Origin of the sequence: Oscillibacter sp. CAG:155 (assembly GCA_000436875.1) — a bacterium.
GTDB lineage: Bacteria > Bacillota > Clostridia > Oscillospirales > Oscillospiraceae > Oscillibacter.
The window spans coordinates 1-2,355 of record FR890898.1 but is presented as its reverse complement, the minus strand read 5'-3'; the positions used below and the strand labels follow the sequence as shown (position 1 = coordinate 2,355).

Annotated in this window: 2 protein-coding genes; both read left to right on the top strand. The window is 61.0% G+C overall.

The window, feature by feature from the left end; translation table 11 throughout:
- The first annotated feature begins 92 nt into the window (after positions 1 to 92).
- Entirely contained in the window at positions 93 to 1,205 is a 1,113-nt protein-coding gene (srtB, locus tag QZL67_RS05310; RefSeq protein WP_022289715.1) for a class B sortase, read from the top strand.
- 121 nt (positions 1,206 to 1,326) lie between these two features.
- Entirely contained in the window at positions 1,327 to 2,331 is a 1,005-nt protein-coding gene (locus tag QZL67_RS05305; protein ID WP_022289714.1) for a biotin--[acetyl-CoA-carboxylase] ligase, read from the top strand.
- The last annotated feature ends 24 nt before the right edge of the window (positions 2,332 to 2,355 follow it).

Here is a 2,355-nt window from a genome sequence, read left to right as displayed (position 1 = left end):
ACCCGGGCCGATCGGCCCGGGTCCTTGCACATCCCGTGGAAAACCGATATAATACGGGAAGTGACAAGCATGCCCGGAAGGGGGACAAGACGATGAAACGAACGCTACGGCGGGGCCTGATCATTCTCCTGGCGCTGGTTTTTGCCGGGAGTCTCGGCATGGTGATCTACCGCGGCATCGAATATAAAGAAGGCCAAGAAACGTATGAGGAGGCGGCGGAGCTGGTGCAGCTGCCGGACCTGAGCGACCTGCCGGAACCCACGCCGGAAGAGCCGGAGGAATCGGCTCCCGTCTATGTGGACCCCTATGCCGATGCGCTGCGCAACATGGATTTTGCGGCCCTGCAGGAGGTCAACAGCGACGTGCTAGGGTGGATTCTCATCCCCAATACGGTGATTTCGTATCCGCTGGTACAGGGAAACAACAATCAGTACTATCTCAATCACACCTGGAAAAAGTGGACCAGCGTGGTGGGCGCGATTTTCCTGGAATGTCAGAACAGCCCGGACTTCAGCGATTTCAATACCGTGATCTACGGACACCGGATGAATAACGGCTCGATGTTTGCCTCCTTGAAGAACTATAAGAAGCAGAGCTACTGGGCGTCACATCCCTATGTATATATCACGGATGACAACGGCAGCCATAAGTATGAGATCTTTGCCGCCTACGAGGTCTCGACTGCTGGAACCACGTATCAGATCGGGTTTTCCGGCGATTCGTCCAAGCAGGCGTTCCTTGATTACTGCCTGGGGCAGTCCGTCATTGATACCGGCATCACGCCGACGATTTACGACAAGATTCTGACCCTGTCCACCTGTACCGGAAACGGTCATGCCACCCGGTGGGTGGTTCAGGCCATGCTCAAGGGTGTGGCGCCCTCCGATTCGACGGTGAGTGCAACGGAGGAAGTCCCGGCGCAGACACCTCCGGTGCAGACAGAGCCGGCAGTGCCGGAAACACCTGCGCAGGTACCCGCAGAGACACCTGCGCAGACGCCGGATCAGAGCGCTGATGAACCGCAGCCGGAGACAGAGCCCGGCCAGATCCCGGAGAGCGGTGCACAGCCCCAGAATCCCGACCAGACGCCGCAGGAGGCGGCTGATTCCGGAGAGGAGGATCTTCCGGAGGAGGACACGCCGACAGCGCAGGAGGCTGTCCTTGAAGAACCGGAGTCTTTGCAGACACAGGAGGAAGAGGTTTGAACAAAGGCCGCGGAGCAATCTGCTCCGCGGCTTTTCCTGTCTTGGACCGCCGGACGGTTTACAAGAGGTGGGAAACGTGATAAACTGCAAAAAGCGCATGTGTGCGAAAGGAGGGACTGGTGTGAGTCGTCAAACCGTGCTGGCACTTTTGCGGGAACGGATGGGGGAGCCCCTTTCCGGCGAAGAACTCAGTCAGCAGCTGGGAATCAGCCGCACCGCCGTGTGGAAAGCGATCAACACCCTGCGGCAGGAGGGGTATACCATTGAGGCCCGTACCGGCCAGGGATACCGGCTCACAGGCGTTCCGGATGCCCTGACGGAGCCGGAGATCCGCAGCTTTCTCACCCCGGTGGAACGGGTGGGTCGCAGGCTGTACTGCTATGACCAGGTGGATTCCACCAATACCCGGGTGAAGCAGCTGGCGTTGGAAGGTGCGGAAGACGGGACGGTGGTGGTCGCCAACTGCCAAACCGCAGGCCGTGGGCGGATGAACCGGGTATTCCAGTCTCCCCGGGGCCAGGGGATCTATCTGACCGCGCTGCTGCGCCCCCAGCTTCCGCCGGACCGCCTGATGACGGTCACGGCCATGGCCGGTGTGGCGGTGTGCGAGGCAGTGGAGCAGGTCTGCGGTGTTCGCCCCGGGCTGAAATGGCCCAATGATCCGGTGATGAACGGGAAAAAGCTCTGCGGTATTTTGACAGAGCTGTCACTGGAGGGTGAGTCTGGCCGGCTGCAATATCTGGCAGTGGGGATCGGCGTCAATGTAGGGCAGAGGGAGGAGGATTTCTCCCCCGAGGTTCGCCCTGTGGCCACGTCGCTTCTCCAGGAGCTGGGCCGTCCGGTGTCCCGCCCTGCCCTGGCGGCCGCTGAAATTGAGGCGCTGGACCGGCTGTATACGGCACTGCTGTCCGGAGACACGGCACCGTATCTGGCAGCCTGCCGCCGGGACTGCGTGAATCTGGGACGCCCGGTGCAGCTGATGCTTCCGGACGGAACGCGTCAGCCGGCAGTGGCGGAGGACCTGGACGAGGACTTCGGACTGGTGGTACGCCTGGAGGACGGGAGCCGTCGGATCGTGCGCTCGGGAGAGGTTTCGGTCAGAGGGTTATACGGTTATGTGGAATGAACCGGCAGGCATGCGGCTTGACCG